This window comes from Bacillus sp. ISL-57 (genome assembly GCF_018613135.1).
GTDB lineage: Bacteria > Bacillota > Bacilli > Bacillales > DSM-1321 > Peribacillus > Peribacillus frigoritolerans.
This window is the reverse complement of the sequence record NZ_JAGGQV010000041.1, coordinates 1-24,671: the sequence shown is the minus strand read 5'-3', so window position 1 is coordinate 24,671 and position 24,671 is coordinate 1. Positions and strand designations below refer to the sequence as shown.

Genomic DNA, 24,671 nt, shown 5'->3' with positions numbered 1-24,671 from the left:
GTTAAACGCAAAATAAGCATCAAAAAGATGCTTATTTTTTTGGAAAGTATTCCTTACGATTTGATTAAGAATTCATGGAATCCATCCAACAATTTCTAAAATCGTCAGAAGAATCTCAAAGACAATTAGAATTACAATGATCCATTCAACGAATAGTCCCCTGATCGAATGGCTGATGTTAGAAAACCCATCCATAATGTTATATAAAATTTCAGTTTTACTTTTCAGGATTTTATACCGATCATTCAATTCAAAAAATTCAAGCATTCTATCATAAAATTCGCCGGCAATGCTGCTTGTCCATGTAATATCAGGTTTATCCAGAATCATGATATATGCCAGGGTATTGTACTCGTGACGTACGATTTTTGCCGTCGTCCTCGCTAGTTCCTTATTACCGATTCTGAGCTTGCCTTTTTCCAGTCGGTCAATCATGGCTTCAAGCTTGTCGTGGATTTTTCCTAGTTGCTCCTCAGTCTTTTCAAGTGCCACCGATTTTGCGAGAATGGTGGAAATTAATTCAGGGTAGAAAAATTCATATTTAGGAACAACTACATATTCGTCTGTCAAATTGATGTTTTCAGTTTCACTGAAGTGAAGGCTGTAATCATCCGTATATCTATCTACATTGACGAGATCAATGTCCGGCTCGAATGAATGGATAAAGGAGGAAAATGCCTTGATCTCATCCGCGTGCGAGTAATTGATGAAGACGATGCTGCCAAAGGAAAAAACCAGCACCTGCTGCGATTCGTCCACATTTTTATTAAGGATGGAACGCAGAATATCGCCTTTAAGAATTAAAGGCTCTTCCCAGGTGAATTTTTTGGGGATGCCGCAATGAATGGCGATTTTGTTCAAATCGATTTCATTAGTGATTGCACATGCTTTAAAGGTAATTACTTCCATCTATATCACTCTTTTCAGCAAATTGGTCTTTTTTCGATTCTATTCTATTCTTACAAAAACATGCTTGAATAATTCTGGAGTGTAGAGAAAAATCAACAGACTGGTAACTAAACCAATAACCCCATTATGGATATAAAAAAATCAAGTCTAAGCTTTTGGGAAATATATAAAAGGGCGATTCCGGTAACTGGATCGTCCTTCTTTACTTTGCTTGTTTATACATACTTAAACTTTACAAAAACATATAAAAGTTCATGAAAACTTTACTTATATTTACAGAATTCTCATATTGATGTCAATATTCAGTAATACATGTTTGTTATAATCGATTGACGGTTTTAAAAGTGATTGGAAAAGGGTCTTCTAAAAATCCTTCATTTACAGATGAGTAGCAGGCTGATTGAAGATGACTGAATAGTAGGAGTGAACAAAAATGGAGGAATCTATAAATCTATATGAGCTTACATTTAGTGAAAAAGATAGATATGTGATCATTACGAATGCTTATCCACATGAAGATCAGCTATATCGGAATGGGTTTATCCACAGAAGAGTCAAGGCTTATCTAGATGAGGGTTTGAAGGTCGATGTCTTTGTTTTGCATCCTGCCTATAAAAAAGCAGAAAAGTATACGTATGAAGATGTGCCTGTTTATCGAGGAACTGAACAGCATTTGCGCATTTTCTTAAATCATAAAGTACATAAAAAAGCGCTCATTCATTTTGTTAATCCAAAAATGATACAAGCGATAAAAGAAACGAACACAGATTTACCGATTATCACCTGGATACATGGATTTGAAACGGAGGCATGGCATAGGAGATGGTTTAATTTTCTTGAAAGCCCTGAAAGCTTGAGGAAGATACTTGAAATGTCGGAAGACTATTATGTAGAACAGCTTTCTTTTATGAATTGGTTTTATCAAACGAATGAATTGGATACAACCTTTGTTCATATTTCCAAATGGTTCAAAGAGCATATAGCGGAATGTGATGCAAGAGCAGAATCGAAAAATTCAGTAATCATTCCTAATGTCATAGATGACAATCTGTTTACCTTTTTTGAAAAGCCAGCTGAAATGCGGACAAAAGTCCTTTCAATCAGGCCATACGCTTCACGAAAATACGCCAATGACCTATCGGTTAAAGCAGTGCTGGAACTATCGAAGAGACCATACTTCGATAAGTTGGAATTTGCATTTTATGGCGATGGAAAATTGTTCGATAAAACCGTTGAGCCAATCAGGGATTTTGAGAATGTAACGATTCATAAAGGTTTCCTATCTCAGGAGAAAATCGCTGCATTACATAAGGAGTATGGAATTTTCCTTTGCCCGACCCGTTTGGATTCTCAAGGGGTTTCCATGTGTGAGGCAATGTCGAGCGGACTAGTGCCGATTTCAACAGATATTACGGCAATCCCGGAATTCGTTAAACATGACGTATCTGGCCTTCTGACAAAACCTGAGTCTCCTATCGATATTGCGGATGCAATAGAGCGCTTATATTACAACTCGGACGTATTTTTAAGAGTGTCAAAACAAGCTTCTCAGTCGATTCGAGAAAAATGCGCGGTAGATGTTGTTATAAAAAGAGAATTGGAGATCATCCAAGGTTAATGGAGGGGAGTTTTTTCAATATGGACGAACGAAACGAATATTGGAAAACGATGTATGAGGAACTCGAATTACAAATGAAAGACATGATGTCCATGACATTGGAGCTCATTGAGAGCAATGACATGGAAAAACAAAAAACCATTGAGAAAGTTACAAAAGAAAATAATAGGCTGCGAGAAGAAGTAGAAAAAAGCAAGATGGCCCAAATGGAAAATATTAAGCTTAACAAAGAAATACGAAGACTTAAGTTGTTAGAACATAAATTCAACGTTACATATGCAGGGAAATTCACATTAAAATATCTTGCGCTTAAATCATCTATTAAAGAACAAATAAAGAAATAAAAATATATCAGAATTCAGTCATTGGAGTGAAAACTTTGAATTCACATGAACTAGTTGAAAACAGAAAAATGAAGGTACTTCTATTTGGCTTTATTGACATGAATTCAATGGATGGATCTGCAGTATTTTTATCTTCCTTAGCATCGACCATTGCGTTAGACTCCAACATCGAAGTTGATTTACTTTTAGCTAGCCCGGTCAAACGTGATATCTTAATTCAGCCACTTGAGAAATTTGATAATATAACCATTCTCAATCCTTTTGTCGATCCTTTTTTTAATGCCGCAGGTGATGAATGGGTAAAAAAAGGTGTCATTGATTTCGATGTAGCTGAAATGCTCATTTCTCATTATTGGAGTCAAAATGACTATGATTGGCTATTTGTTAGAAGCATTGAGACTGTTGAAAAAATCGCAAAGCATAAGCAAATCATAAAGAATACATTAGTTTATGCTACAGGATTGACTCACATAGGTCAGGATGTTAATGAAGAAAAATTCGAGAGCATCAAAAATATATATGATCAGTGTGCGTATTTCTTATGTCAAACAGAAGAGATGTGCGAATTTGTCATTGAGATCCTTAATTTGAATAAAGAAAAAAACAAAGTTTCCCTGCTTACCCCGATGATACCAAACGTTGAATCAGCGGAAGGGCAGACCCGGTTAAAAAACAAACTTGTATATACAGGGAAATTCGACCCTGATTGGAAGACCATTCCCATTATTACTGCTTTTAAAGAATTAAAACGTGAGATCCCGAATCTATCACTTGATGTGGCGGGGGATAAATTCAAATGGGTTAAAGGTGATTCTCAGTTTAAGGAAGAAGCTGCATACCTCCTTAAAAATACGGATGGGCTTACATGGTACGGTGCTTTGACAAGGGAGAAGGCCCAACAATTAATCGTGAATAGTGATATTGGGATAACCTGGAGAAGTGAGGAAATGGACAGCAGTCTGGAACTGTCTACAAAGCTATTGGAGTATGGGATTTTAAGGAAGGCTGTAATAATGAATCCAACCAAAATGCATATGAAGCTTTTTGGCGAAGATTACCCGTTATATGCTGTTACAGAGAAGGATTTCCGTGACGCTGTCAAATTAGCATTATGTAATAAGGATATATATGAGTTTGCGGCACAACGAATGTATCAAGTTAGCAGGCAGTTTTTATTTTCGGAAGCAATAAAAAAACTGCAAGGACCACTATGGAGCAAGCGCATTACCGATTATGTGAATGAAAGTGCGAATATGTTTTATATTGATGATGATGACTTTGATGAACTGATTAGGCATACATCATTAAAAAAAGTGAAAATATTGCCTGCGGAATTTAATGTTGACGAAATTTTCACCTATATTGTCAAAAACATACCTGAAGAAATAAAACGAGTCGAAAAACTGTTTAAACTGTCTGGATATGGTCAAATCATTTCAGCAGAAAAAGCTGGATGTTATACATTTCTCCACATCCATAAAAGGTATGGAACCTTTGAACAAAATTTTCAAAATAACATCCCCTATTTAAAAACGATAGGATTTGAAACCTTTGGCAATCCTAAACTAAAACCTAAAGATGTGGAGATTTCAATCAAAGAACGGGCAATTGTTGATAAAGAAAAATATGATATGAAAGGGAAAAGTAAAGAATTAGCTAAAGAAGTAAAGGAATTAAAAAAACTGAACACAGTTCAACTTAAACAAATTACTAAGCTAGAAAAACAAAATCAAGCACTTGGACGTAAATATGATTCACTTTCGAAGTCGAAAATGGGTAAAATGACATTCAAGTATTGGGATTTAAGAAAAAGGCTTAACTTTTAATAAGCAATAGAATGTTAGACACTTCTTAACTCTATATTAGTCAAAGTAAAGCTCCTGAATGCTGCTCGCACAGGGGCCTTTGTCAATTATATCGAGTAAAGGGGCAGGTATTCTTGCAAACATTTTATGTGTGTTAAAGCTCGTCAGGTTACTATTCTATGAAAATTAAAACTTGGTAGTTAGCTCAATCAAGATTCATGGAATTTCAAAAAACTAACCTTTCGGCATGTATCCAAATAGACCCCTTATCCTTTAATAGTGTTATAATATTCTGAAAAAGGAGGAGTGATGATGAAGGAGAAAGTGCTAAAAGCGATTCAAGATGATTATCCAGATGCATTTGCATGGTGTTATGGATGCGGTCGCTTGAACAAAGATGGTCATCATTTTCGAACGGGTTGGCATGACGAGCAAACACGGACAATTTATACACCACGCCCAGAGCATATCGCAATTCCAGGATTTGTTTATGGCGGCTTGATTGCCTCATTAATTGATTGTCACGGAACAGGTTCCGCAGCATTGGCTTTACACCGTAAAAACGGTCATGAAGTTGGAGATGGAGTGGAACCACCGAGGTTCGTGACTGCGTCACTGAATGTGGAGTTCGTGAAGCCAACCCCAAATGATGTGCCATTAATGGCTGTTGGGACGATTCATGAAATTCATCCTAAGAAATGGAGAATCGAAACAGAAGTATTTGCACTCGATAAACTTTGCGCCCGTGGAGAGGTAATCGCTGTGGTGATGCCAAGTACTTTTACAAGCAAAGAGTGATCTTAATTAATGTAAACGCATTCAAAATCGGAATTAAATTTTTCTATCGGCCGTCCAATTATTTGGACGGTTATTTAGTGTATCTGAGTATCCATTTCAAGCATGTTATCGTAATAAAGGGGCATGCAGCTGGAATTACAAGCGAAATAGTAAGATATTAATATACTTACATTATAAGCAAAGGGAGGTTGCATGGATGAAAATAAACGTAGAGATAGATAAGGAGATCATGTCGATAGAGGTGCTTATCCGCAATCATGAAAGGAATGAGGAAGTGCAGGAAATGATGGAGCGCTTGAAGGAGAGGAAAAGACCGTATTTTGTCGGCAGAAAAGGAGAAATGCAGCATGTTTTCCGGGCAGAAGAAATCATCTGTTTGTTCACAGAGCAAGATTCCATAATGGTGCGGACGAAACAGGGGATTTTCGAAATGATAGAAATGTTATATGAACTGGAAAGGGACCTTCCAGGTAACAATTCGGGCGATTGTCCAAGTCAGTGATCGCCCACTAAGATGAGTTAAGCAGATTTGAGGCATCTTTCAGCGGGACCTTATGTGTGTACTTCCGATCAGGGGAAAAAAAATATGTTTCCCAGTACTATGATCAAAGGGATCAAGAAAGCATTTCAATGGAAAAAGGAAGGGATTATGATGAAAACACTATTATTCCGTAGCTTTGTTGGGATTTGCTTTGGGGCACTCGTGATGGTGCTGACGTGTTTTGGAGTGGTCGCCTTTGGGGGGCATTAGACAGTGGAATATTTGTAAAAAACGCGTAGGCTGCATATTATGTGGCTGGTTCTTAAGCACGGCAACAATCTTCTTTGAAAATGAAAAATGAAGTTTGTTATCTCAAACCATTCTGCACTTCCTTACTGTCAGCATTTTTTACATCCTATTATCTTTCTTTGTTGGTTGGATTCCGTTCAGCTTAAAAGGATTTGCTATAGGAATTGGGATTTTCATACCATTCAATAGGATCATCTGGACCGCTTTCTATCTCTACTTTCGCTTCCAAATGAAAATAATGAATGAAGGAATTGATAAAAGAAGGGATTGAGAAGGATCGACACAAGGATTGATGGAATCAGAGTTAATTGGAAGGGGGCATGCGGCTTTTACTGGCGAGTTTGGAGCGAATACTCGAGAGTTTGGGCTTTTACTCGTGAATTTGGAGCGATACTCGTGAGTTTGGTGCTTTTATTCGTGAATTTGGAGGGAATACTCGTGAGTCTGATGCTTTTACTCGTGAATTTGGAGGGAATACTCGTGAGTTTGATGCTTTTACTGGTGAGTTTGGAGGGCTCGTGAAACACAGAAACGAATATGCCTTTTTCCTTTGTTATGTACGATGAATGTTGTATTCAAGGAAGAGTTCGTTGTATTGACCAGGCAGCTTAAAATGATACTTGTATTAACTGAGTTAGGTTCAATTGTAAAAGCCGCAAAACAGTTATTTAACTCCATTGTGAGGTCCATAAAGAATAATGGGAACATATGTCATGAATCTTCTGAATTTGACGAAGCCCTTATACCTGCTCAATCTACGGTCTTTTCATTTCAATTTTCCTGAGGAATTCATCCTTGCTTTAAATGCAAATAAAGAGACACCGCTTCCTGTTGCATCGGAGTCTCTCAACACTAATCATTTTTGTATCATTATCATTTCATCGTAGATTAAGTTTTGTCTAATCTCAGTTGCTGTTTGTATGGATATTTGCTCATCTTCAACCATTTGTTGAATGATATCACGTTCGATTTGCATCGCATTCAACTGAAATTGACTTACCATCTCTTCAAAGCGATGTGCTTCTTTTTCAGTTAATGTTCCGAATGGATTCAAATAACGATTATATCTTTGAATGACAAGCATCACTTCATGACGGTTTTCAGGTGCAGTTTGTTGTTTGAGCAATAAAATGGCTTCCTTTGAAGCCTCTTTTTGGGCTTTACGAAACTCCCGGATCAGGTCCGCATTTTTAACGATGGAGTCCTCTAATTTCGCTTCCCATTTCTTATCCCATTTGACATTGATCTTTTTTTTGAAAAGAATGGCCTGCAAATTGATCCAAGCCCTTTTTAGGGAGGATTTTTGCATATAATTCGAGGTTCTTGAAAGATACACTTTATATAGTTCAAAGGCTGTTTCAGATATAGTCCCTTTTTCGACTAATCCAGAAACGACTTCCAATTCTTTATTGGCTCCTAGCTCCACTAAATCGCGTATTGTCCGATTATCGGGTCTGTTCGTGATCCCCCGTTCCAAATCTATCAGTTGTTCATTTAAATCTTCCATCACTTGATGGACCGCTTTCTGATTCTCGATGGTTGCCTCTTTGCTCAGTTGATTGATCGTTTTATTTAGAACAATTTTATAAGCCTCCTCGGAGGTTAGCCGCTCATCTTTGAATTCAATCGGTGTCTTTACCAGTAATGGCAAGAGAACCGTAGCCAAGGTAACGCTTAACAATATAACGCAAGCTGCGATAAACAAGACTGTATTACGCATCGGGAATAAAGTGTCATCCCGAATGAAATATGGTATGGATAAAGCTGTAGCTAATGTAATGGTTCCATGAATGCCGCAAACGGATGTCAAAAATGCAAATCGGGATCTTGTAACATTCTCCACATCGGTGTCATTGCTATCTTCTGGATGAACCCTGGACATAATGAATTGCTCTAATGGATTCACTCTGTTTTTTGTAAAAGTATCGTGCAGGATGTATACCCATATAAAACGAATCACCAATAATAAAAGAACGATCAAGACACTTATCCCAAAAAGAATGCCCCTATTTAAGTTGGACTCAATTTCCTGATAAACACTCGGTAACATAAATCCTAACAAAGCAAATACAAGTCCATTCAAAACATAACCTAATACAGACCATGTATTAGTTGAAACAATTTGCAATTTAGTCGTGGAACTCTGAAGGCGATCCCGCTCGATGCCATGAATTACACCTGCAGCAACAACTGCCAAGATTCCGGAAACATGGAATTCTTCAGCTGCCATATAGATGGCAAAAGGCGTAATTAGTTCAATGACAATAGACATTGGGATTTCTTCAAGTCCATGAATCCGTAAATATAATCGTAATTTAACGATTATATAGCCCAATAGGACCCCTATAAAGATACCGCCTAAAGCTACAAATATAAAATTAAGCGAGGCATCTTTTATAGAAAACATTCCAGTTAAGGCAGCAGCCAGGGCAACTTTAAAAGCGACGATTCCGGCAGCATCATTGAAAAGTGATTCACCCTCAAGGATGGGCATCATGTTTCCAGGCAATTTCAATCCTTTTGTAATCGATTGTACCGCTACCGCATCCGTAGGGGTAATTGTTGCGGCTAAAGCAAAAGCCACAGCCATCGGCATATCAGGTATTAACCAGTGGATGAAAAAACCTCCTGCAAAAACTGTTACAAATACTAACCCAAAGGCTAATAACAGAATAGGCTTACGCAATTCAAGCATTTCTTTACGAGACGTATTTTTTCCTTCTGTAAAAAGCAGCGGAGCAATGACACAGATCATAAATAATTCTGAATGAAAATCAAATGATAATTGAAATGGTAATAATGAGAACACTGCTCCCATGGATATTTGATATATCGGAAGTGGGATACGAGGCCATATAGCATTTAATATTGTAGCGATTATTGTGGACACCAATAATCCGAGCAATGTGATTAAGAATGACATAGAATCTCCCTTATCTTCTAATGTTTTAGTCTGATTGCCCATGCAATGTATAAAAAAACAGAGGTTTTTAAAAAGCAAAATCCATCCTTTTAAAAGTAACCCCTACTTTATGGTCCTGTGTAGCTTATTCAAAAAACAATACTTAGCCATAGACAGTGTTTTCGACTAATATATAGCCTCGGTTTTTGATATACCCCTTAGTCATTAATTACAAACAGGATATCACAAGAGTTTACGGTTTATTCAAAATCAACTTTTAACATAGCTTTTCCATGAAAATTAGTTCATGCCGGAAACAGGATTTCCTGTATAAAATACCCTTAATGAAGAAACATAGAAAAATGGAGTTAGAGCGACCTGCAAAAAAATGGGGGTATTCATCTTGATTCGTAATGTGGGCAAATTGTTAAGAAAAAAGAAAGAAAAAAAATCCCAGATGCAAAATGATTACCTGGATTCCAAGCCTTCAGATTCACTTGATGTGAATTTCAATCAAAATGTAGAAACACTTCGTTCTGTTTATGATAATTGCTCGGATGTCATGTTCCGCTCGTTCTTACTTTTCGGAAAGACGCGGGCGATGCTCATTTACATTGCGGGACTCTCAGACATCGAGGCAATAGAGCAATATGTGCTATCTCCACTCATGCAGGAGTCATCAAAAGAACCACAATCATTAAATGAGTTTATTGAACATAAAATGCCCGTTCCTAAAGTGGTTAAAGTGAATATGTTGGCGGATTGCATTGAATCGATTTCCTCTGGAAACCCGATCCTTCTATATGAAGGGGAAAGTGATGGATTTTCTTTAGGATTGTCCAAATGGGAAAAGCGGGCCATTGAAGAACCTGTGGCAGAGGGGGGAGTTAGGGGGTCGCGAGAGGGATTTATTGAATCTCTAGAGGTAAATACGTCCCAATTGCGACGTATTATTAAAAGTCCTGCCCTTAAAATACAATCGATGAAGATTGGAACTCTTACCAGGACGAATGTTTCAATTGCTTATATTGATGGACTTGCGGATAAAACACTGATTGAAGAGATTACAACTCGGTTGGAACGAATTGAAATAGACGGTATTTTAGAAAGCGAGTACATCGAGGAAATGATCGAGGACAATCCGTTTTCACCTTTCCCTCAGATCATGTCGACAGAACGGCCGGATGTAGCCTGTGCCAGTTTGCTGGAGGGACGGGCTGTCATTCTTGTTGAAGGAACCCCTTTTACATTAATTGCACCAATATCCTTCTTTTCTTTGATTCAATCACAAGAGGATTATGCTCAACGTTTTATGGCAGGCACTTTTATCCGTTGGTTACGATATTTTTTTATGGGATTATCTCTTTTGCTTCCATCACTTTATGTTGCTATTTTGACATTCCATCAAGAGGCGGTCCCGACCGCACTCCTGCTAAGCGTAGCAGCATCCCGGGAATCGGTCCCTTTTCCTGCAATAGTAGAGGCATTGGCTATGGAAATTACATTTGAAGCACTAAGGGAGGCAGGGGTTCGCTTGCCAAAGCAGGTAGGTTCCGCCGTCAGCATTGTTGGAGCGCTGGTGATTGGTCAAGCTTCCGTACAAGCGGGGTTGGTTTCAGCGCCAATGGTCATTGTCGTTGCAATTACGGGAATCGCTTCTTTTATGATGCCTCGCTATATTGCCGGAATTGCTTTCCGGATGCTGCGTTTCCCGATGATGCTGCTTGCCGGTACCTTAGGACTGCTTGGCATCATGATGGGGATCATCGCCATAGTCATTCACTTATGCAGCTTACGTTCCTTTGGCGTTCCATACTTAGCGCCACTGGCACCGTTAAAAGGTAAAGAGCTGAAAGATGTGCTGTGGAGAGCCCCTTGGTGGAGGATGGATTCACGCCCGCGCCTCACAGGGGAATCTAATGCATACCGTCAAGCCCCGGAACAGAGTCCAAATCCAAAAAGGGGGAGTGAAGAGGAGTGAATAATGGCTGGAGGCGAAAAAGGATATTGGAGAAAGGAAAGAGGCGTCATTTCATGAAAAGCGTCCTTCTTTTGCTCGTTATTTGTGGAACGACCCCTTTTTTAAGCGGTTGTTGGGATCGAATAGAAATCACTGATTTGGCGATTGTCACAGCAGCCGCCATCGATAAGAACGATAATGATCAAGTCGAACTATCTGTCCAAGTCTTTATTCCAAGTTCAATTACCAGTGGAGGCGGTCAAGGAGGGGGCAGTCAAGGGGGGAGTGGGGTTACGACAATGGTGAGACATGAAAAAGGCGCCAATATTTCAGATGCATTGTCTAAGCTTCAAAGCAAGCTTCCGCGAAAAATATTTTGGGGACATTGTAAAGTATTTGTATTCGGTGAAAAGTTAGCGAAAAAAGGAATTCAAGAGCAACTTGATTTTTTGCTGCGCCATCCGCAGCCGAGAGAGAAAGCAAATATTTATGTCAGCAAAGGGGATGCAAAGCCTATCCTTGAATCTTTGCCACCCCTGGAAAACTATTCAGGGGAAGTGCTTAGAGAACTATCTGATTTACATATTGGGATGCTGGTCACAATGCAGGATTTAGATGAAATGTTAACCGGTAGGCCTCAAGCGGCCGCAATTCCAATCGTTAAAATATTGCCGCCAGCGAAAGGGCAAACGAAATTACAGGGAATTCCTTACATTGTCGGGACAGCCGTGTTCAAAAAAGATAAAATGACTGGGACGATGACTGAAAAGGAAACTAGAGGGCTATTGTGGTTAAGGGATGAAGTGGAATCATACACCGTGACCTTCCAACCCAAAGGGATGAAAGGGAAAATATCTTTAAGTCCAGTGTCAGCCAAAGTCAAGATCATTCCGCAAATTATCAATGAAAAATGGAAGTTATTAGTGAAAATAAATACAGATGGAGCTGTTATACAAAATGGAACGAATTTGAACCTTTCAAATCCTAAGTCTCTAAAAGCTGCAGAACGAGCATATCAAAAAGATATAGAAAAACGCATCGAGATGGCTTTTCTGCATACTCAGGATAAGAAAGCGGACATTTTAGGATTGGGTAAAGATTTCTATCGGAAATACCCTAAACAGTTTAATAAGGTAAATAACCACTGGGATGAGATATTCGCGGAAATGGAAGTGGAAGTTGATGTTGCGGCCCATATTCGAAGACAGGGCTATATAAACAAACCGGCGGCATTGTCTGAGAAAGAGGTGAAGGACAAGTGAGATGGGGGGCTTTTATTTGTACAACCGTGATCGTAGCTTTAATCATTTTGTTTGAATGGCCAAAAATGAAACAAAATCCTAAAAAAGATAAAGTGGCATTTCTTACACTGCTCCTCACTGGCTTGGTTCTATCCATGTTCAATCTCCCACAGATGTCAGGACCCACTCAATGGGTGGAAACCCTTTTTAGGCCATTTGGAGAGTTTATGGAAAAGTGAGTCTATTAGTGGGTGTTGCGGGATTAATTTCATTCTATTAAGAAAGGAGGAAGCAGATGGAGAAAGGGAAAATTTCATCTCTGCAGATGGCATTCATGTTGTATCCGGCGATTGTGGCAACGGCTATTCTCGGGGTTCCCAGCATCACCGCCAAATATGCCAAAACTGATTTATGGCTGTCCCCCATTTTTGCTGCGCTGATAGGGTATCTGACGGTGTATATTGCTTATAAACTGCACAAACTTTATCCAAAACAAACGGTGATCCAATTCAGTGAACAGATCATTGGTCGGATTCCGGGGAAAATTCTTGGTTTTTTATTCTTGTTTTTTTATATCCAGAACACTGGGCTAATCCTTAGAGGCTACGCAGAATTTGTTATCACCTCTTTTCTGGTACGTACCCCGATTGGTGTGATCATGGCATCGATGGCTCTCCTCTGTGCATTTATCGTACGCGGTGGGATTGAGGTGTTGGGAAGAGCTGCCGAATTGTTTTTACCGGTTTTCATTTTTCCAATCATTATCGTAATCCTTTTGCTGATTCCTGATCTTGAAGTCAAGAATATATTCCCGTTATTGGCGGATGGAATGATGCCTCCAATCAAGGGTGCGATTGTACCGGGGGGATGGTTCAGCGAGTTTTTCCTGATCATTTTTCTCCTTCCTTTTTTAGTGGATATGAAAAAAGGGATGAAATCCGGGATGATGACTGTGTTTGCCGTGATGATGACGTTAATTGTGGTTAATCTCATGGTTCTTTTTGTACTTGGGTCAACAACATCCACAAAGCTTTATCCCCTGATGAATGCATCTCGATACATCAGTTTTGCCGACTTTTTTGAACATGTGGAGTCCGCCGTCATGGCGGTATGGATAGTGGGAGCGTTTGTTAAAATTTCCGTGTTTTATTATGTATCTGCCTTGGGTACAGCGCAGTGGCTGAATCTCTCCGACTATCGGCCCGTTGTATGGCCGGTAGGGATTTTGATTGTTGTATTCAGTCTTTGGTCGTTGCCTAACTCGATAGATGTTAGCCGTAATGATATCAACGTCTTCCCTTTACAAGGAATTTTGATGCAAACGATCATTCCTATCTTATTGTTGGTGATTGCTGTTGTAAGGAAAAGAAATCGTAAAGGAACCGAAAACGGCTGACTTGGCGTTTATCGATAAGGTGCAATCTATGTTCGGACTCGCGCAAAGGGCAGGACCAACTGAATGGATTTCATTTCTTTTTTAACCGTTTAAGGGGTTTATGAAAAAGTAAATCTATCAGTGGGTTGCGTGATTTCGAATTTCCATACTATTACGGAAAGGAGGAAGATGATGGAGAAAGGTAAAATTTCAGCTTTACAAATGGCATTCTTGATGTATCCGACTATTGTGGCTACGGCTGTTCTCGGGGTTCCAAGCATCACAGCCAAATATGCCAAAACTGATTTATGGCTTTCCCCCATTTTGGCATCCCTCATTGGGTATGCGACGGTATATATTGCTTATAAACTGCACAAACTTTATCCGAAACAAACCGTTATCCAATTTAGTGAACAGATCATTGGTCGGATTCCGGGAAAAATTCTCGGTTTTTTATTCTTGTTTTTTTATATCCCGATCACAGGGCAAATCCTAAGAAGTTATGGGGAATTTATTGTCGACTCTTTTCTGGTCAAAACCCCGATTAGCGTGATCATGGCATCGATGGTACTCCTCTGTGCCTTTATCGTACGAGGAGGGATAGAAGTGTTGGGAAGAGCTGCCCAATTGTTTGTTCCTGTTTTTATCTTTCCAATCCTCCTCTTAATCATCCTACTGGGCGCAGATCTTGAATTTAAGAATATATTTCCGATATTGGGGAATGGAATTATGCCTCCAATCAAGGGTTCGATTGTACCGGGTGGATGGTTCAGCGAGTTTTTTCTGATGATTTTTCTCCTCCCTTTTTTAACCGATATGAAAAAAGGAATGAAATCCGGGATGATGACTGTGTTTGCGGTGATGATGACGTTAGTTGTGGTGAATCTTATCGTTCTTTTTGTACTCGGATCAACAACCGCCAACAAGAATTATCCCATGATGAATGTATCCCGGTACATCAGTTTGGCTGACTTTTTTGAACATTTGGAGTCCGCCATCATGGCCATATGGATAGTAGGGGCGTTTGTCAAAATTTCCGTTTTTTATTATGCGGCTGCTTTAGGTACCGCGCAGTGGCTGAATCTCTCCGACTACCGTCCGGTTGTATGGCCAATAGGGATATTGATTGTAGAATTCAGCTTTTGGTCGTATTCTAGCTCCATGGATGTCAGTCGCTATGATATCATCGCCTTCCCTTTTCAAGGCGTTTTGATGCAAACGATTATTCCTCTCATATTGTTGGGAATTGCTATGATCAGTAAAAGAAATAGACAGAGAAAGGGAAGCAAATCAAGCTAAGCTTTTCTGCCGAGTTTTTGATATTTGCTTTAAAAGGAGCTCTATCTTAATGTTAAAACGAAGTTGATTGAAAGGTATGAGACCCCTGCTTAGAAAAGCGCTTCCATGGGAGAACCCGCAGACGCAATGGCGCCGAGGGCCCTACGTTCCAATCAACGGCCAAATTTAAAAACTTATAAAATGTAGAAAGACTCAATTATTATGGAGTTTGTCCACAGTCTGAAACCATTCCGTTTCCGAATGGTTTTTTTGCTGCGGGTTGAAAACTGGAAATCATCGGATGTACTTTGCAAAAGTTTAAAAAAATTAACAATTTTTTTCAAACCGTTTGGAAGTTTGTCCCGTTATCTATAGTACAAAGGCTTTTTGGAAGGGAGAGAAGAAAGACTTGAAAAAGGTCATCTTTGTCGGGTGGATATCATTGATGCTAGTACTGATAGGATTTTCACCGGAAATGGATTCGAATCGGGGGCATGCTGTCAACGATGTCGTAAAAGTTTACGGTCCAGGTGGCCCTCTTGGGCCTATCAAGGAAGTGGCGGAACGATTCACCAAAGAAACGGGGATAAAAGTTGAAGTAACAGCGGGACCCGAAGAAAAATGGATTGATCAAGCTAAACGGGATGCAGATATCATTTACGGAGGGTCCGAATATATGCTGACTGAATTCATGCATGATCATCCGGAGGTCCTTGATGGAAAAAACCGTACAGAATTGTATGCACGGTCAGCTGGAATCCTGGTTAGAAAAGGAAACCCAAAGAATATCCAGTCATTGGAGGATTTAACGAAGAAGGGCGTAAAGATTGTAGATGTTAATGGGGCCGGGCAACTGGGGCTATGGGAAGATTTGGCTGGAAGAAAAGGATTGATCCCTGGAATTAGCAGGAATATTGACATTTCAGTGAAGTCCAGTGCAGAAGCTATCGATCTATGGAAGGCAAATTCTAAATTGGACGCCTGGATTACTTATGAATCCTGGCATTACCGTCTGGCGGATGTTACGGACCTGGTTCAGCTCCCTGAGGAAGACAAGCTCTATAGAGGGACCCCGATAAGCATAACAAGTAAGAGTGATAACAAGAAAAAAGCAAAACAATTCATTGATTATCTTAAAACGGAAGAATCCCATCAAGTATTTCAAAAATGGGGATGGAAGTAAAGTTCATGAGGAGTGAGAGTATATGAAAAAGTGGATGGTATTTTCAGTTTTTATGATGGTCCTAGTATTGGCGGCATGTGGAAATGAAGCGAAGGATTCACCCGAAAAGGATCAAGCTGTTAGTGGTACTGCCGATGAAAAAGCGGTAACCCTAAAATTATTGGAAAGTGATCCATTAGGCGAATACCTGGCTGATTCCAAGGGAATGACACTTTACTATTTCAAGAATGATAAATCAGGAAAAAGCAATTGCATGGGTGATTGTCTCAAAAAATGGCCGCCGTTCATGGAAAGGGATTTTGCTGCCCCTAAAGGATTTGAGGAAAATGACTTTGGAACCATTCAAAGGGAAGATACAGGGGAAGAGCAGGTGACGTACAAAGGATTTCCACTCTACTATTTTGCGAATGATAAGGCAGAGGGAGATGTCAAAGGTGAAGGTGTGAAAAATGTTTGGTATATTGTGAATGATAAGACTATTTTTCCAAAATAAGAAAAAGGGGCGATCAGTGATGGTCGTTCCTGTTACACGTTTTTTTCCAAATTTACTTGTGAGGAGTTGCAGGTGCGATTGAAAGAAAAACTTGATAAGGAATTGATGGCATTAGTCATGAAAAAGCATCGTCCTGCTCTGGAAGAACTTTATGACCGGCATATTAAATTAATCTATGGTTATATTTTTAAGTTCACAAATGGAAATGCTGAAAAAACTAAGGAGATTGTGCAGTTGGTCTTTTTAAAGCTCTGGACCACAAAAAGCAGTTACAATTCCGAAAAGGGGCACTTTGTCAGCTGGCTTTTGACCGTTACACGAAATGTGTGTGTGGATTATGTCCGCAAAGACAGCGTTCATATCCGGAATAACAAACACATGGACATGAGTCATCCAATAGACATAGAAGATCCTAATAATGATATAGAAAATGGGCTATTGCACAGTGAAATTGCCAAGGCAAAAAGTAAGTTAAGCAAGCCGCAAAAAAGGCTGATTGATTTACTGTATTGGAAAGGGTACTCGTTAACGGAAATTGCCAAAATTGAAAATGAACCGGTTGGTACCATCAAGAGCAGACTTCACCAATCGCTTAAATTGTTGAAAAAGCATTTGGAAGTAGGTGGTTTGTAAATGAATACAGAGTGCGCTAACCTGCTTTCATTTTTATCGGGTGAACTGGGAGAAAAAGAAAAAAAAGCATTCACGGAACACTTAATGCAATGCTCTGAATGCACTAGGGAGTATGAACAAATGACAGAAGCCTGGAATTCATTGAAATGGGATTTCGAAGAAATGGAACCTTCTTCTTCCCTGAAATCAGAGGTCATGAATTTTGTCTTTGAGACTGACGATGAAGTCCCGGTGAGAAAGGAAAAGAATTGGAGTAGTTTTTTCTTTAAGCAATTTACACCAGTCACCTCAGGTCTCTTGCTGGCTGCACTGGTTTTGGCGTTTGGGCTGTTATATTCCAATATTCAACTGAAAAAAGAACTGGCAACTATCAATCTGCCAATGGAGGTTAAAACGTCGCTATCTTTGCAGCCTGCCGATAAGACCGCTGTAAATATGAATACGGACGGGGCTGCATACATTTTACAGCAAGGTGAAGAAAGAAGGTTAATCGTGCAAATTCAGAATTTGCCTAGCCTTCAAGAGTCCGAGGTGTATCAGGTGTGGTTGCTGAAAGATGGAAAACGGAGAAATGCAGGAACTTTCAAGCCTGATGAAGCCGGCACGGGATCATTGACATACAAACTGTCCATAGATGATAAATTCAATCAAATTGGCATCACAAAAGAACCGGATTCAAATAGTACAAAGCCGAGGGGCGAAAAAATAGTAGGATCTTCATAAAAATAAGGGACTTGCCCGCAAAGGGGAAGTCCCTTATTTATTGTTCATATTTAAAATGATAGCTGTCCATTATAGAATAAACGCCATGGTGATGAAAAAGTAAAGATTATAAGTTTACCATTAGGAGTCATCCTCTATAAAAAACCATACAAAAGGATAGCCAATTTGTTATATTTAGGTTAGTTAAGTGAAACAGTTGACAGTAAAAGGACCGCACATTTTAGATATGTCTAATATGTGCGGTCTTATTTATTATTATCAAAGTTTAGGCTATGTTAAAAGGTAAAGGTTGATTTTGATGAACTAAAGGGGCAGCATTCCTGTAATAACTGAAAATGAGGTTTGAACGAAAAAAGACCTCTTGATAAGATGAATGTGTCCTGAGCTGGCCAGCTAAAAAGGACAAAAACATCTATCGGAGGCCTCACAATGAATTATAACCAAAATCATAAAATCACTCAAATTACTTCTGAAACCTTAATTGTCGGAGTTGGCATCGCCAAACACAATCATGTCGCAAGAGCACAAGATTTTAGAGGATTGGAACTGGGGAAAACGTGTTTCTTTGAAAATACGAAAGCAGGATTTCATTCGTTTCTAGATTGGATTAACCAACTTGTTAAAGAGTGTAAGCTAAATCAAGTGATTGTAGGCATGGAGCCAACCGGTCATTACTGGTTAAATCTAGCTCATCTTCTAAAAGAGAATAATATTAAGTTCGTATCTGTCAATCCACTACATGTTAAACGAAGTAAAGAATTAGACGATAATTCACCTACAAAGAATGACGTGAAAGATGCAAAGGTCATCGCACAGTTAGTCAAGGACGGAAGATACGCCGAACCAACAATTCCACAAGGAATTTATGCAGAACTCCGAGTGGCAAAAAAACTTCGTGATCTTCTCAACGTTGACTTACAGGTCGTTCAGGGACAAGTTCATAACTGGCTTGATCGTTACTTTCCCGAATTTTTGACGGTGTTCAAAAGTTGGGAAGGCAAGGCAGCTATTCATTTTCTAAAGCTAGAAGCCTTGCCATATGAACTTGTTAAGTATACGGATGAAGAACTCTTACTTTCCTTAAGACAAGTGGTAAAACGCAGTATAGGCTTAAAGAAGATACGAGCACTCAAAGAAGCAGCCAATGGTTCGATTGGTATTCGTCAAGGGGCAGCTATGGCGAAATTAGAGTTGAGAGCGTTACTAGAGAAGTATGATTTTATTCAAATGAAATTCGAAGAATTAGATCATCAATTAGATCAGTTATTAGACCATATCCCAGGTGTCAAACGTTAGCTGAAGATCAGAGCTGTCTTTAAGGTAGCTCTTTCTTTATGCAATTATCGGGACAGTTTAGTTGAGTGAAATTGAGAAACATTTCCAATAGAATAATACGCTAATACAGGTTAAGGTAAGCCTTTAAGAACAGAACAGGAGGTTTTGATGTTGAAACCACATACTCAAAGTTTCATCGCCTGCCTTATAGCGGTCATTTTAGCTGCGTTAGCTATTTGGTTTAAGTCTGGAACAGTTAATTTAGAACTTATAATATTTTTTATTACTTGCCTCTATGGTACTTATCTTCTCATTTCTTTTTTTTATAGTCGAAAAAGTAAAAACTAGGTTGCTTCTTCAACGAGTCGCATTAGTTAAAGAACATAGATTGATTGGGACAGTTTCTTTTTTATGGAGCTAACGGGGCAGGTTAGCAAGATTGTGAAGGTTTGTAATTAAACTAATGGGTGCGTTAGCTGAAGATCGGAGCTGTCTCTAAGGCAGCTTTTTCTTATGTCACTAAAGGGGCAGCCTTCCTGTTAGAAGGTTGTTCGAGGTCTTGAAAGTAAAAGAGCCCTCTTGTATGATGCATGAGTGTCAACGACCATTGACCCAGCATCAAACAAGGAGGACTTCTCTATCCAGTTTAAATGAAATGAAAAATTAATCAAATTACTGAAAATACACTCGTTGTTGGATGGATATTGCCAAGCGTGTTCATTACTTCTTGTTTTGTTGATGAACGAGGGCGCGTGATAGAAAAAGCCTTCGCAGTCCATCAATCAAAAGAGGGCTTTGAACACCTGTATGAAAAGTTTCGTCAAACGATGAAGGAAGCTAAGAAAACAGAAGTAATAGTCTTTTTTAGCACTTTCTACTTGTCAGAGGTGCGAACTTTTCTGGGTTTTAATCTCACGTTGATGATTCAAGTTCCATCTTGCTAGATCGCCAAAAAAAGCTGGTAACATAGACAAACCAAAAGATCCGTCTGTCCTGGTGGTTGTTTAGTTGCCTTTACTCATCTTCATAGAGCGTGAGAAAGGAATCTGGTTCGGCACGTCCCTCCGCGATCGCGTTTACCCTGTCGACGAACTCCGGTAGAATCAGATGACGCAACGGCTGGTCTACTTGATTCAATTGTTTGAATGCCTCCCTAGCCAACTCATCCCATTCCTTATAGCGATACAGATAATCATCCGGCATCACTACGGTGCTAGAAGTCCCTTCCTCCGGTTCACACTCAAAAGGTTCGTCCAACCCGAGCGTAGCATAGTCGCATGTGATTTGTTCTCCGGGAAGAATATCCCTCGACGCCAATTCAATCTCATAGACCGTCGATACCACATTTGGACTGAAGCTGTGATTCATGTATCTGGCATGATCCCAGCACAGCACGTAGTAATCGTCATCGTTGAGGTAGGCATATTTATAGACAATTTCCCTTCGCACGATATCAAGCGATTCAATTTCATCTTCCTTGAGAATAATGTCCAAATCATCCAATGCCCAGATGATCGTTCCTTTGGGGATCATTTTTGTGGCAAAAACGCCCACACCAATCTTTTCATTGACAAACCGAATCTCGGTATCTGGATGTATCATCGATTCTATTCACCCTTTCTCAAAACTTACTATTACTATATACAGCAGTTTCGATTAAGTGACCGTTCGTTCGCGTATTTTATCCAAGTTCAATCAGCGGAATGTCCCCCCTGGAAAACGAGAAAGCTCTTTTATTTTTGTTCCTCAATCGGGAGCTTTTTTACATTCAAAAATCATCCTGCCATAAACGATAACTTTTGAATGCCGAATACACCTTCAATAAGATTTGTTTCTTCAATGGTGTACCCCCTTTTTATTAAACTACTGCCCGCTTAGTTGAAAAAGCACTTATTCTAAATCTCATATTATTAATTCTAACACCTCTCTTATTCATAGACAGAAGCACATACAAAGCGATCATTAGAATCATATATTGTTTAAGAAATCATTGCACATGTTTCACGTACAGTATTAATTGGCGAAAGGAGTGATGAAATGTTAAATGGGACAAGTTCATTTTCCATTTCTATATTAGGCAGCAGTGGAGGTGTTGCAAAAGCGGTATTGGCCATACTAAATCAATCCGCCCAAGATAAAAATGACCCTATGTACCCCATCATTAGCATTTCCCAGCTTCACCTAATTGATATTAAACAAAAGGATAAAGAATATTACGACCAATTATTCCCAAACCTTGCGGATAAAATCAAAATTTCCCAGCTTGATCTCACGGATGTAAGTCACTTTCAGAAACATTTAAAAAGGACAAAAACGAAAGTAGTCATTGATGTTTCATGGGCAGATACAATTGAGATGATGAAATGCTGTAACGAATTAGGTGTTTTTTACATCAATTCAGCCCTCGAGAACACTGAGGTCGATGAGGACGAAAGTCTATATGGTTTCCCATTGACCGAGCGATATATTAGATTTGAAGATAGCAAAAAAAATCTTACCAATATGAAGGCGATTGTTGGCTCGGGTATGAATCCTGGTGTAGTGCAATGGATGGCCATAAAACTCATAAACGAAAATCCGGATCGAAAACCATTAGCCTGCTACATTGTGGAGCATGACGATTCCTTTTTTAAAGACAAAACGTTGATCAAACCTAACACACTCTATACTTCTTGGTCGGTCGAATGCTTCCTGGATGAAGCGATATTATCTTACCCTATGTTTGTCCATCATCATTTGCCACAATATTTTTATGAAAAAGTATATGCAATGGAGTATAAAGTAAGGTTAGGGCAAAAAGAGTTTTATGGTTGTCTAATGCCACATGAAGAAGTGATTACATTAGGTAAATTATTTGATATGCAATTGGGGTTTATTTATCGTGTAAATGAATATACAACGGAATCAATCCGAAATAATTTGGCTAATGTAGACGTTCTCTGGGATTGGAATCAACAATTACTTGATCCAGATATAGGTGAAATTGAAGGTGAAGACCTAGTTGGTGTCCTATTAGTTTACGAGGATAGCGAAAAGTATATATATAATGTGATGAAAAGTAGTGAAATATATCCGAAATTCAAAACAAACGCCACGTACTTCCAAGTTGCTTGTGGCATTTATGCTGCTATGGCGAGCATAATCCTGGATGACCTTTCTTTAGGTATCTATTATGTTGATGAGCTTTTGCTCAACACCAAGAGCAAGTACGGAGGGTATTTAACCTACCATATGACTGACTTTGTCACAGGAGAAAATAAAGGCTCCGATGGATTATTGCATCAAAGACTTAAATGGATTGAATAGGCTGATTAATGATAAGCAGAGACACTGCATTCATTTGTTTTCTAAAGCATCCTAATAAGTTGATGCACTGCTAGTTAGTTTGTTATTGACTTCCCTCTTTCATTTACAAAATCTATTTAGTTAGGAGATTAGAATAGGAAAAGCACTTATTATTGTTTGTGGTGGGGATAGAGATAAAGGAAAACGACCAATTATGGGAGAAATCGCTAGCAGATACAGTAACAATGTTTTTGTTACTTCTGATAATCCTCGTTCAGAAGACCCTATTAAAATTATGAATGACATAGAAAAAGGAATGAAAAAGTCTAATTCATTACAATATGAATTACTCGCTGATCGAGAAGAAGCTATATATAAAGCTATCAAAGAGGCTACTTCAAATGATGTTGTTATAATAGCTGGAAAAGGTCATGAGACCTATCAAAAATTTAAAGATAAAACAATTCATTTTGATGATAAAGAAATAGCGAGAAAGGCAATATCTGAGAAGTAGTATTAATTACTTTAGGTCTTAACGGTGCTTTAACCAGGCATCTTCTTTTTGTTTGTGAAATATTGTACTTAAACTAACGGGTGCGTTAGCTTCATAAAAAGGCCGACAATTGGCTGCCTTTTTAAAGTATGATTTTAAAAATTATCGTACTGTCATATTCAAACAAAAATCACCCTTATACAGCTAATGGGACAGATTATTGAAGTAGGTTCTTACCGATATGTGGATTAAAATATTGTATTTAAAGTAAAATTTATAGAGGGAGATTAAATAATTAATAACAGGGGGCACTTTCAGGGCCGTAAAAAGGGGAGTATTTTTGTGTTTAGAAAGAAAAAAACTATTATTCTTATTATTAGTATAGTTATTTTAGTTTCAATGTTTAGTTATTTTTTCTTATCTTATAGTGAATCAGCAATAAATAAAGGATTCCCGATACCATTAGGGGCCAAATTAATAAGAAAAGACGATAAAAATATGTATGAAGAATATAAATGGGGTCCAGCCGCCGAAGAAAACGGACTTCCACTTTATTATTTAACGGTTATTAAACTTTGGGGGTGGGATAAAAAATCACAATAAGGGGCAATGACAATCTATGAAAAAGAAGGAAAAAAGCTATGTGTAATTTCTCAAACCGATTCTTTATTTGTTAGCCCATCAGAAGAATAATATTTTTTCCTAATTGTTTTCTGTTTAATACAGGCTAGCGCCATAAGAAGTCCGCCTATAGGCGGCTTTTAGAATGTACAATTTTTGATATTAGAAGAATTATATCAATTTCTCAATGGATTTATCAGTCAAGGATACAGAAGTTCTCGGTCTTCAACAATGGGGGGTTCCTTTAATAAGGATCGTTTCCTTAAAGAACTAACGGGGCAGGTTTATTGAGTCATTAAGATATAATAAAGAATAGACTATTCTGATAGGGGTTTAATGATGTTTAAAATAAGTACATTTCTAGAAAAAACTAATGAAGGTGAAGAGAGTTATGCTTCCTTAGATGATTCTTTAAAATTAAAAGAAATTTTTGACCATCGAAAATTTACTCCGGAGCACATTCAAATGCGTATAACAATTAAGTATAACAATCAGGTCGTGGTAGGAGTCGATGTTCCCAGTGGATTAGATTTATGGTCCGATTATATGGTTGCTATTGAGCAATATTTAGACGGTGAGAACGTTGAAAGGCTTTATGGTATCGATCCATATCTTATGAAGTTAGTTTCAATAAACAACAATTTATTGGAGTTCTCTATTGTTGGTGATTGGGAACCTGTTGAGGTTTTTGCACAAGCAGTATTGCCTGAAAAAGAGTTTTTAGAATCCATTTTAGATGGAGCAGAACACTTTTGGGAGACATTGATTGATTATAAGGTGTTTGAGGAAAAAGAGATAGGGAAGACAACATTTGGAGAAGAACCGAAACTAATGATTGAAGAAATTGAAAAATTGAGGAAGAAGGTAAAAGCCTTGTTCAACTAACGGGTGCGTTAGCTGAAGATCGGAGCTGTCTTTAAGGCAGCTTTTTTGTATGAAAACACA

At 38.7% G+C, this 24,671-nt stretch carries 24 protein-coding genes and 3 pseudogenes; 24 read left to right on the top strand and 3 right to left on the bottom strand.

All coding sequences use genetic code 11. The features are described from left to right. Nucleotides 1-72: 72 nt before the first annotated feature. A complete protein-coding gene (locus J7I90_RS26945) occupies nt 73-909 on the bottom strand; it encodes an RMD1 family protein (RefSeq protein WP_214774955.1) in 837 nt (278 codons plus the stop codon). Between the two features lie 433 nt (nt 910-1,342). Here J7I90_RS26945 and J7I90_RS26940 point away from each other — a divergent pair, with 433 nt between their 5' ends. The 9 genes from J7I90_RS26940 (at nt 1,343) to J7I90_RS26900 (ending at nt 7,048) form a co-directional block, all read left to right on the top strand. Next, nucleotides 1,343-2,527, top strand: a complete 1,185-nt coding sequence (locus tag J7I90_RS26940) for a glycosyltransferase family 4 protein (protein ID WP_214774953.1) — start codon at nt 1,343-1,345, stop codon at nt 2,525-2,527. A 20-nt stretch (nt 2,528-2,547) separates the two neighbouring features. Then, complete coding sequence (locus tag J7I90_RS26935; RefSeq protein WP_142303857.1) at nt 2,548-2,871, top strand: hypothetical protein; 324 nt, start codon at nt 2,548-2,550, stop codon at nt 2,869-2,871. A 35-nt stretch (nt 2,872-2,906) separates the two neighbouring features. After that, a complete protein-coding gene (locus J7I90_RS26930) occupies nt 2,907-4,697 on the top strand; it encodes a glycosyltransferase family protein (RefSeq protein ID WP_214774951.1) in 1,791 nt (596 codons plus the stop codon). Between the two features lie 291 nt (nt 4,698-4,988). Next, nucleotides 4,989-5,474, top strand: coding sequence for a PaaI family thioesterase (locus J7I90_RS26925; RefSeq protein ID WP_214774949.1), 486 nt, complete (start codon nt 4,989-4,991; stop codon nt 5,472-5,474). Nucleotides 5,475-5,670: 196 nt separating this feature from the next. After that, the gene (locus tag J7I90_RS26920; protein ID WP_214774947.1) at nt 5,671-5,976 is read left to right on the top strand and encodes a hypothetical protein; all 306 of its coding nucleotides are present in this window, start codon (nt 5,671-5,673) and stop codon (nt 5,974-5,976) included. A gap of 84 nt (nt 5,977-6,060) precedes the next feature. Next, the gene (locus J7I90_RS26915; RefSeq protein ID WP_214774945.1) at nt 6,061-6,225 is read left to right on the top strand and encodes a hypothetical protein; all 165 of its coding nucleotides are present in this window, start codon (nt 6,061-6,063) and stop codon (nt 6,223-6,225) included. Between the two features lie 94 nt (nt 6,226-6,319). After that, entirely contained in the window at nt 6,320-6,535 is a 216-nt protein-coding gene (locus tag J7I90_RS28235) for a DUF3021 family protein (protein WP_214774943.1), read from the top strand. Then, nucleotides 6,532-6,786, top strand: a complete 255-nt coding sequence (locus J7I90_RS26905) for a hypothetical protein (protein ID WP_214774941.1) — start codon at nt 6,532-6,534, stop codon at nt 6,784-6,786. The genes J7I90_RS28235 and J7I90_RS26905 overlap by 4 nt, the downstream gene beginning before the upstream one ends. 40 nt (nt 6,787-6,826) lie before the next feature. Further along, nucleotides 6,827-7,048, top strand: coding sequence for a hypothetical protein (locus J7I90_RS26900; RefSeq protein ID WP_214774939.1), 222 nt, complete (start codon nt 6,827-6,829; stop codon nt 7,046-7,048). Between the two features lie 72 nt (nt 7,049-7,120). Here J7I90_RS26900 and J7I90_RS26895 read toward each other — a convergent pair whose 3' ends face one another. Next, complete coding sequence (locus tag J7I90_RS26895) at nt 7,121-9,229, bottom strand: Na+/H+ antiporter (RefSeq protein WP_214774937.1); 2,109 nt, start codon at nt 9,227-9,229, stop codon at nt 7,121-7,123. 394 nt (nt 9,230-9,623) lie between these two features. Here J7I90_RS26895 and J7I90_RS26890 point away from each other — a divergent pair, with 394 nt between their 5' ends. From J7I90_RS26890 to J7I90_RS28230, 11 genes and pseudogenes are all read left to right on the top strand, one after another. After that, nucleotides 9,624-11,147, top strand: coding sequence for a spore germination protein (locus J7I90_RS26890; protein ID WP_214774986.1), 1,524 nt, complete (start codon nt 9,624-9,626; stop codon nt 11,145-11,147). After that, nucleotides 11,144-12,388, top strand: coding sequence for a Ger(x)C family spore germination protein (locus tag J7I90_RS26885; RefSeq protein WP_214774935.1), 1,245 nt, complete (start codon nt 11,144-11,146; stop codon nt 12,386-12,388). Before J7I90_RS26890 ends, J7I90_RS26885 begins: the two co-directional genes overlap by 4 nt. After that, on the top strand, nt 12,385-12,606 hold the full coding sequence (locus J7I90_RS26880; RefSeq protein ID WP_076367809.1) for a hypothetical protein: 222 nt from the start codon (nt 12,385-12,387) through the stop codon (nt 12,604-12,606). The genes J7I90_RS26885 and J7I90_RS26880 overlap by 4 nt, the downstream gene beginning before the upstream one ends. A 56-nt stretch (nt 12,607-12,662) precedes the next feature. Then, a complete protein-coding gene (locus tag J7I90_RS26875; RefSeq protein WP_214774933.1) occupies nt 12,663-13,763 on the top strand; it encodes a GerAB/ArcD/ProY family transporter in 1,101 nt (366 codons plus the stop codon). A 171-nt stretch (nt 13,764-13,934) separates the two neighbouring features. Next, nucleotides 13,935-15,041, top strand: coding sequence for a GerAB/ArcD/ProY family transporter (locus J7I90_RS26870; protein ID WP_096340298.1), 1,107 nt, complete (start codon nt 13,935-13,937; stop codon nt 15,039-15,041). 424 nt (nt 15,042-15,465) lie between these two features. Further along, nucleotides 15,466-16,203, top strand: coding sequence for an extracellular solute-binding protein (locus tag J7I90_RS26865; RefSeq protein ID WP_396020460.1), 738 nt, complete (start codon nt 15,466-15,468; stop codon nt 16,201-16,203). Between the two features lie 22 nt (nt 16,204-16,225). After that, nucleotides 16,226-16,696, top strand: coding sequence for a COG4315 family predicted lipoprotein (locus J7I90_RS26860; RefSeq protein WP_214774929.1), 471 nt, complete (start codon nt 16,226-16,228; stop codon nt 16,694-16,696). 78 nt (nt 16,697-16,774) lie between these two features. Further along, complete coding sequence (locus tag J7I90_RS26855) at nt 16,775-17,329, top strand: RNA polymerase sigma factor (RefSeq protein ID WP_214774926.1); 555 nt, start codon at nt 16,775-16,777, stop codon at nt 17,327-17,329. Further along, the gene (locus J7I90_RS26850; RefSeq protein WP_214774924.1) at nt 17,330-18,052 is read left to right on the top strand and encodes an anti-sigma factor; all 723 of its coding nucleotides are present in this window, start codon (nt 17,330-17,332) and stop codon (nt 18,050-18,052) included. It begins immediately after the preceding gene. 429 nt (nt 18,053-18,481) lie between these two features. Next, nucleotides 18,482-19,345, top strand: a pseudogene (locus tag J7I90_RS26845) (IS110 family transposase); the annotation flags it as partial. A gap of 644 nt (nt 19,346-19,989) precedes the next feature. Continuing rightward, nucleotides 19,990-20,187, top strand: a pseudogene (locus J7I90_RS28230) (IS110 family transposase); the annotation flags it as partial. 154 nt (nt 20,188-20,341) lie between these two features. Here J7I90_RS28230 and J7I90_RS26840 read toward each other — a convergent pair. Next, nucleotides 20,342-20,929 carry an SET domain-containing protein gene (locus J7I90_RS26840; protein ID WP_214774922.1) on the bottom strand — a complete coding sequence of 196 codons (588 nt, stop codon included), beginning with the start codon at nt 20,927-20,929 and terminating at the stop codon, nt 20,342-20,344. 435 nt (nt 20,930-21,364) lie between these two features. Here J7I90_RS26840 and J7I90_RS26835 point away from each other — a divergent pair, with 435 nt between their 5' ends. From J7I90_RS26835 to J7I90_RS26820, 4 genes and pseudogenes are all read left to right on the top strand, one after another. After that, on the top strand, nt 21,365-22,633 hold the full coding sequence (locus J7I90_RS26835; protein WP_214774920.1) for a saccharopine dehydrogenase NADP-binding domain-containing protein: 1,269 nt from the start codon (nt 21,365-21,367) through the stop codon (nt 22,631-22,633). 124 nt (nt 22,634-22,757) lie between these two features. Next, nucleotides 22,758-23,126 (top strand): annotated as a pseudogene (locus J7I90_RS26830) (glutamate ligase domain-containing protein); the annotation flags it as partial. A 321-nt stretch (nt 23,127-23,447) separates the two neighbouring features. After that, nucleotides 23,448-23,708 carry a hypothetical protein gene (locus tag J7I90_RS26825; protein ID WP_214774918.1) on the top strand — a complete coding sequence of 87 codons (261 nt, stop codon included), beginning with the start codon at nt 23,448-23,450 and terminating at the stop codon, nt 23,706-23,708. Between the two features lie 357 nt (nt 23,709-24,065). After that, on the top strand, nt 24,066-24,611 hold the full coding sequence (locus tag J7I90_RS26820) for a hypothetical protein (protein WP_214774916.1): 546 nt from the start codon (nt 24,066-24,068) through the stop codon (nt 24,609-24,611). Nucleotides 24,612-24,671: the final 60 nt, after the last annotated feature.

Coding starts and splice junctions, on each gene's coding strand:
- J7I90_RS26945 (WP_214774955.1), bottom strand. CDS start 909: ATGGAAGTAATTACCTTTAAAGCATGTGCAATCACTAATGAAATCGAT.
- J7I90_RS26940 (WP_214774953.1), top strand. CDS start 1,343: ATGGAGGAATCTATAAATCTATATGAGCTTACATTTAGTGAAAAAGAT.
- J7I90_RS26935 (WP_142303857.1), top strand. CDS start 2,548: ATGGACGAACGAAACGAATATTGGAAAACGATGTATGAGGAACTCGAA.
- J7I90_RS26925 (WP_214774949.1), top strand. CDS start 4,989: ATGAAGGAGAAAGTGCTAAAAGCGATTCAAGATGATTATCCAGATGCA.
- J7I90_RS26920 (WP_214774947.1), top strand. CDS start 5,671: ATGAAAATAAACGTAGAGATAGATAAGGAGATCATGTCGATAGAGGTG.
- J7I90_RS26915 (WP_214774945.1), top strand. CDS start 6,061: ATGTTTCCCAGTACTATGATCAAAGGGATCAAGAAAGCATTTCAATGG.
- J7I90_RS26900 (WP_214774939.1), top strand. CDS start 6,827: ATGAATGTTGTATTCAAGGAAGAGTTCGTTGTATTGACCAGGCAGCTT.
- J7I90_RS26895 (WP_214774937.1), bottom strand. CDS start 9,229: ATGGGCAATCAGACTAAAACATTAGAAGATAAGGGAGATTCTATGTCA.
- J7I90_RS26890 (WP_214774986.1), top strand. CDS start 9,624: ATGCAAAATGATTACCTGGATTCCAAGCCTTCAGATTCACTTGATGTG.
- J7I90_RS26875 (WP_214774933.1), top strand. CDS start 12,663: ATGGAGAAAGGGAAAATTTCATCTCTGCAGATGGCATTCATGTTGTAT.
- J7I90_RS26870 (WP_096340298.1), top strand. CDS start 13,935: ATGGAGAAAGGTAAAATTTCAGCTTTACAAATGGCATTCTTGATGTAT.
- J7I90_RS26865 (WP_396020460.1), top strand. CDS start 15,466: ATGCTAGTACTGATAGGATTTTCACCGGAAATGGATTCGAATCGGGGG.
- J7I90_RS26860 (WP_214774929.1), top strand. CDS start 16,226: ATGAAAAAGTGGATGGTATTTTCAGTTTTTATGATGGTCCTAGTATTG.
- J7I90_RS26850 (WP_214774924.1), top strand. CDS start 17,330: ATGAATACAGAGTGCGCTAACCTGCTTTCATTTTTATCGGGTGAACTG.
- J7I90_RS26840 (WP_214774922.1), bottom strand. CDS start 20,929: ATGATACATCCAGATACCGAGATTCGGTTTGTCAATGAAAAGATTGGT.
- J7I90_RS26835 (WP_214774920.1), top strand. CDS start 21,365: ATGTTAAATGGGACAAGTTCATTTTCCATTTCTATATTAGGCAGCAGT.
- J7I90_RS26820 (WP_214774916.1), top strand. CDS start 24,066: ATGTTTAAAATAAGTACATTTCTAGAAAAAACTAATGAAGGTGAAGAG.